The 6080-nt window shown below is 40.4% G+C and carries 6 protein-coding genes and 1 pseudogene; 1 reads left to right on the top strand and 6 read right to left on the bottom strand.

The genetic code is table 11. The features are described 5' to 3' along the window. Positions 1-103: 103 nt before the first annotated feature. The 3 genes and pseudogenes from Q5076_RS17720 to Q5076_RS17710 all read right to left on the bottom strand — a co-directional run bounded on the left by Q5076_RS17720 (position 104) and on the right by Q5076_RS17710 (position 2194). A complete protein-coding gene (locus Q5076_RS17720) occupies positions 104-751 on the bottom strand; it encodes a TetR/AcrR family transcriptional regulator (protein WP_303015118.1) in 648 nt (215 codons plus the stop codon). A gap of 414 nt (positions 752-1165) precedes the next feature. Further along, positions 1166-1378 (bottom strand): annotated as a pseudogene (locus Q5076_RS17715) (urocanate hydratase); the annotation flags it as partial. A 174-nt stretch (positions 1379-1552) separates the two neighbouring features. Next, positions 1553-2194: a DUF6563 family protein gene (locus Q5076_RS17710; RefSeq protein ID WP_303015116.1), complete on the bottom strand. Its 642-nt coding sequence runs from the start codon at positions 2192-2194 to the stop codon at positions 1553-1555. 247 nt (positions 2195-2441) lie between these two features. Here Q5076_RS17710 and Q5076_RS17705 point away from each other — a divergent pair, with 247 nt between their 5' ends. After that, a complete protein-coding gene (locus tag Q5076_RS17705) occupies positions 2442-4256 on the top strand; it encodes a MutS family DNA mismatch repair protein (RefSeq protein WP_303015115.1) in 1815 nt (604 codons plus the stop codon). 57 nt (positions 4257-4313) lie between these two features. Here the strand turns inward: Q5076_RS17705 and Q5076_RS17700 are convergent, their stop codons facing one another. From Q5076_RS17700 to rplQ, 3 genes are all read right to left on the bottom strand, one after another. Beyond that, the gene (locus tag Q5076_RS17700) at positions 4314-4856 is read right to left on the bottom strand and encodes a hypothetical protein (protein WP_303015113.1); all 543 of its coding nucleotides are present in this window, start codon (positions 4854-4856) and stop codon (positions 4314-4316) included. Between the two features lie 109 nt (positions 4857-4965). Beyond that, positions 4966-5361 carry a hypothetical protein gene (locus Q5076_RS17695; RefSeq protein ID WP_303015111.1) on the bottom strand — a complete coding sequence of 132 codons (396 nt, stop codon included), beginning with the start codon at positions 5359-5361 and terminating at the stop codon, positions 4966-4968. A 213-nt stretch (positions 5362-5574) separates the two neighbouring features. Further along, positions 5575-6080: 50S ribosomal protein L17 (gene rplQ / locus Q5076_RS17690; protein WP_303015110.1), on the bottom strand; the 506-nt coding region annotated here is incomplete at its 5' end.

The following is a 6080-nucleotide window of genomic DNA, read 5'->3' as shown; positions in this document are numbered from 1 at the left end:
TTGGAACCATATAAACAACTGTACTACAATATTTTAATTTATAGAACTCCTCTAATTTATTTTTTAACTGTCTGTCGCCCAAACCGCATCTTCCGCCTGTAGCCTATCCAATACGATTTTTACGATATTCCGATATGAAATCTTCCAATACCTTCGCGCCTCTCTCCGTAGAGATACCGCGTATATAAGTAAACATTATAGATTCATACACTTCAATAAAGGGATACTCGTTACAAATGTCCGTATTTAAAAGCACGTCGAACTGCTCACGTACCAGCAAATTGACAATAGCGAAATTCACATCCGAACGGAAGATGCCCTGCTCCACTCCCAATTTAAAGAAAGACATCGTTTTCTCCGAATCACTGTCGTGAGTATCCTTCATCATTTCATAGACCTTCGGATATTTCTTAATGTCCTCAAAAAAGCGTTTGTTCGTCTTATGAAACATTTCAATGCTTTTCTGAAATACGGCAAGTATCACTTCCAACACATTATGAGACTGTTCGTAAACTTCCTGTAAATAACTGTCTCTATCCGTTTGCATTTTCAATATACACTCTTTCAATAAAGACTCCTTATCTGCAAAAACTTCATAAAGCGTACGTTTGGAAATACCTAACGCTGCCGCAATGTCATCCATTGTTATACACTTAATTCCTTTTGAAGTAAATGCTTCCGTTGCCGTCATAATAATCCGTTCTCTCAACTCTACCCGTTGAGAAGCGTCTTTCCCATGTTCTGTCATCATTCGTTTTTCCATATTTGTTACTGCAGTTTTCATTTCCTCCTGATTTAGAGAGGAAAAACAGAACAAAGATATATAGAAAACTAAATTAACAAATCAAGTTTCCATTTATTTGCAGGCTATTTGATAAATATTATCATTCTACAGACAAATATGAAAACAAGTGTTAAATAGGAAATTCGGACCAAACACGGGTCAAATATAGGAAACAAAAAAATACGAGATAAAGTTTTATCGTTATCAGGAGGGCTATGACCGGTGAAAGCCGGATAAACGCCGATAGAAATCGGTACTTATCCGGCAGTAACAGCAGCCATTATTAACGAAAGGCAGAAAAGGATTACGTTTATACGTCAATGTTCAAACCTTGTCCTTTTCAGAAAGGCAACTGTCTTATATATCCTTTATATCACCACGGTTATTATCAATCATTACCTGAAAGGCTTCACCCTCGATACACAACCCTCCGTACTCGTCTATCGGCTTCACTTTCAAATCTCCTTGCAGACGAAAGCGAGAATCGTAAATCCGGTCGCGAGTGCGCAATTCATCTATAAATCCAGGAACTTTCCGGATTCCTTTCACAAAATCCGGATAAAGGGGAAGGGGCTTGCCAAGAGTCATTTTCATCATAAACAGAATTAAGGATTACAAACTGTAAGCGATACAGGGCTATAACTCCTCGCAATATAGGGAAAAAGAAGATAAAAGGCAAGAAGAACCGGAGACTTATTGTCAAAAAGGAATTATTTCCGCAACCAATTACACAATAACCGGCATGTACCGGAGATAAAGAAAGCCTCTTTACTTCTCCTGCACGTCACGTAATTTCAACAAATAACCGAAAGTATTTTTCGCCTCCTGGCTATCTTCTTTTAAATATGCCTGTTTCCACTCCGGATATTTATCTAGTAACCGGACCATTTTATCTTTTCCCAAGAATTCGATTTTCCCCGTTTCGCCATTCAGTTCATAACAGACCCGTTTAGTCACCAGACTCGAAGCGGCAAGGGCATCTCCGATATTTCCCCCCAACTTAACATCATCTTCTTCTACAAAATTTCCTCCGATAACCGAACCTAAAGGCATAGCACAAAAATAAATATCTTTGCCTAATCGAACTGCCGGAGCATACCACGCCCCGAAACGCAATTTCTTATAACGCAACTTACGGCAATTCAGATATAAATCCCCTTTTTCATCCTGCACTGCAAAACAACGTTTTTTTAACCGCCGGCACATGGACTCGTCACTTGCCGTTATCCGGAAATCGGCTCCTCCTGTCAAAACAATCTGATTCTTCGAACGCTTTTCAATACGCAGTGCGGCTACCGTGTCACCCTCCTGGGCAAGCAACTCTTTTAAGTTGGAATAAATAATATTTTGCGCAATCAACGGGAGGCCAATCACGCTCATCAACAAGCATAAAATACATCTTTTCTTCATAAGCCTTCCTCCTTTCTTCGTTTAACGCTTTTCCGACTGGAAAGTTAGATATTTTAGCGGATAAATGCAAGGAGCGGATAAGAAATATTGCAAATTTCGACTCATATACAAACTGTACCCTTCAAATCACTTCAAATCCCGGAACCAGATAGAGTTAATAAACAGTAAATATGCTTTCGGGAAAAACCAACTTATCTCTTATCCACCCTGAATTATATTACCTTTGCCCCAAAGTAGCAAAATAATTATGGAGAAACCGGAAAAGATAATCACAATATACCAGCAAATCATTCAAGACTCTCAACAAGCTCTTCAAAATACCCGCAAACGAATTCATTATATCAGCCTCTTGCGTTTGGCATTATTTGTAGAAGCCATAGCCGCCACCATTATTTTCTGGTCCGACGACTGGGCATACCTTTTCACATTCGCCGTCATTCCTTTTTTTCTATTTGTCTGGCTGGTTAAACGTCATAATTTCTGGTTCCGCCGAAAAGATTATCTAAAAAAGAAAATAGAAATCAATGAACAAGAGTTACGAGCCATCCAATATGATTTTTCAGACTTTGACGGCGGAGAGGAATACGTCAATCCCTCCCATCTCTATACCTTTGACTTGGACGTATTCGGAAAACATTCTCTTTTCCAGTATATCAACCGTACTTCAACCCCTGTAGGCAAACAACACCTTGCCGGCTGGTTTAATAAACACCTGGAACAAAAAGAAGCCATCGAACAACGGCAGGAAGCCATCCGTGAACTATCACCCGATTTGGAATACAGGCAACAAATCCGGTTGCTCGGATTACTCTACAAAGGGAATCCTGCGGATATTGAAGAAATCAAGGAATGGGCAGATACCCCCGGTCATTATCGGCAACACGCTTTCCTCCGCATCGTTCCGCCGATAGTCGGCACCATCAACTGCATATGCATAGGAGCGGCTATTTTAGGAGTTTTTCCCGCAACTGCCGCAGGAGGAATATTCATTGGTTTTGTCACTCTCAGCTCTCTCTTTTCTAAAGGCATCACCAAGCTGCAAACAACCTATGGGAAAAAACTGCAAATCCTCTCTACATACGCCGACCAGATTCTCCTTACCGAAAAAAAAGAAATGCATAGCCCCCTATTGCAACAACTAAAAAACAAGCTAACCGACCGGGACCAGACCGCTTCCCAAGCCGTCCGGCAATTGTCCCAACTGATGAATGCTCTTGACCAGCGTAATAATCTATTAATCAGTACAATTCTGAACGGACTCATATTCTGGGAATTACGCCAAGTGATGCAAATTGAAAAATGGAAAGAGACCTATGCCGCCAACCTCCCTTGCTGGATAGAAACTATCGGAGAAATCGACGCATACTGCTCTCTCGCGACATTTGCATACAATCATCCGGAATATATTTTCCCGCAAATCTGCCCCAAGTCTTTCCACCTGCAAGCCGAAGCCTTAGGACATCCCCTCATGGACCGCAACAAATGTGTACGAAACGGAATAGATATTGACAAACGTCCCTTTTTCATCATTATCACCGGTGCTAACATGGCAGGAAAAAGCACTTACCTGCGTACCATAGGTATCAATTACCTTCTGGCATGCATAGGCGCACCTGTCTGGGCGAAACGGATGGAAATATACCCTGCCCGTCTCATTACCAGCCTTCGCACAAGCGATTCACTAACCGATAACGAATCTTATTTCTTTGCCGAACTCAAACGCCTGAAATTAATCATCGACAAACTTGAGGCCGGAGAGGAACTCTTCATCATTCTTGATGAAATATTGAAAGGAACCAATTCCATGGACAAACAAAAAGGGTCTTTGGCTCTTATAAAGCAATTCATGAATATGAACGCCAACGGCATCATAGCCACCCATGACCTTTTATTAGGCACTTTGGCAGACGCTTTCCCCATGAATGTACAAAACTATTGCTTCGAAGCAGATATTACCGATAACGAACTTACTTTCTCATACCAAATGAGAAACGGAATCGCCCGAAACATGAATGCCTGTTTCCTGATGAAAAAAATGGGAATCGCCGTTATTAACGACTGATTCCCATCTCTTTATATAAGATAAATCCTTCTTATATCAGGATACTGATAAAAAGATTCAATTCAAACGACTTTTTGTAAGAAAAGCATGAACGGCAAAAGCCTCTCCATCGGTGAAATAACGTATAGACGTAACCGGCTGATAAGTATATGGTACAAACTGGAACAACTGCACAGCCGCAAATTTCTTATCTTCAGAAAGTATCACATCCATACGGAGATTGCCGCTCGCCCCGCTCTTAATATCCGAATCTGCAGAAAACGAACCGGTATTCACCATATCCACCAATGCGTCCATATGCTTCAAATCGAAAAATACGCTACGCTCCTTAGCAATACTTCCGGTCGGCAGATAAACAACCTTCTTCGATTTCCAGAAAAGCCGGAAAATTCCTCCAAGACACAATGCTGTCCCCAAAACCATCAAAGCCATGCTCACCGTAGAAGACTTATCTTCCAACCCAAAAGTGGAAACAAAAGCCAAAATCCCCAACAACAACATGAATGATGAAAACAAAACTCCCGACATACTAGTACGCCTGACGATATCCGGATGTGAAGATGCAAAAATAGTGGTATCAATAGTCTGAATAGTTGCCATAATATTTAAATGTTTAATTTATTAGTAAATAAAATAGAAAGATATAAGATAGAGGCTACCCGTATAAAAGCATACCGGCAGCTATCAAATAAACGATACTAATAAATATCTAAATAATAATACGCCTCAAAGCAAACACATAATATTCGCTTGAGGGCTGGCAATAACAGGAAATAGTGGTATTATAGATTCGTCCCTTATGCTGTGACAAAGAATTCTCACGATATGCACAACACTGCAACAAGTTCTTTAAAGTAGTGAAATACTCCCCTAACTGTGCACGCTGAATGCGCGTTACCGATATCTGCTGACTTTGCAAATTTGTCAGTTCAGCCACAGGGACACAAGGAAATTCCGGCGCACTAATCTGTCTATCCTGTTCCAAAGAATATGTAATGGCAATCCCCGACTGCTCCATCGGCTTCTCGATGAAAGTCTTACTTGTCATTCCGTGAAAGGCGACTGTAAGCAACAGGAATAATATTATCTTTACAAATTTTGCCATATCCAATTGCAAATATAACAGATTCTCTTTACGAAAAGTTTATTCAAGCTATCTTTTAATGTATCTTAGGATTAGTAAACAACTGAAAATCAAATTGTAAAAAAACTTTTCATTCATTCCCACACATTGACAGACAGCCTTATATTCCAACACAAAAAGGACCACTCTTCCACAGAGCAGCCCTTTCTGATATCTATAAGAATAACTGTGAAATTATTCAGCTTTCGGTTCTTCAGTTGCAGGAGTCTCAACAGCCGGAGCTTCCTCCGTCGTTGCAGGAGCAGCAGCCGTTTCAGCAGCAGCGGCACTCTTTTTGGAACGGCGAGTACGAGTAGCCTTTTTAGCAACCTTTTCTTTAGCCATATTCGCATTATAGTCAACCAGCTCAATGAAGCACATTTCAGCATTATCACCCAAACGATTGCCTGTCTTGATAATACGAGTATAACCACCCGGACGGTCACCAATCTTAACAGAAATTTCCTTGAACAATTCTGTCACAGCAAATTTATCTTGCAAATTGCTAAATACAACACGACGAGAATTCGTTGTATCTTCTTTAGACTTGGTAATCAAAGGCTCAACAAACTTCTTCAAAGCTTTCGCCTTTGCAACAGTCGTAGTGATTCTTTTGTGCTTAATCAAAGAGCAAGCCATGTTAGACAACATAGCGCTTCTATGAGAAGCAGTACGACCTAAATGATTGAATTTTTTATTAT

Source organism: uncultured Bacteroides sp., assembly GCF_958445495.1.
GTDB lineage: Bacteria > Bacteroidota > Bacteroidia > Bacteroidales > Bacteroidaceae > Bacteroides.
The sequence above is the reverse complement of the archived record's forward strand: the minus strand, read 5'-3'. Positions and strand labels throughout refer to the sequence as shown.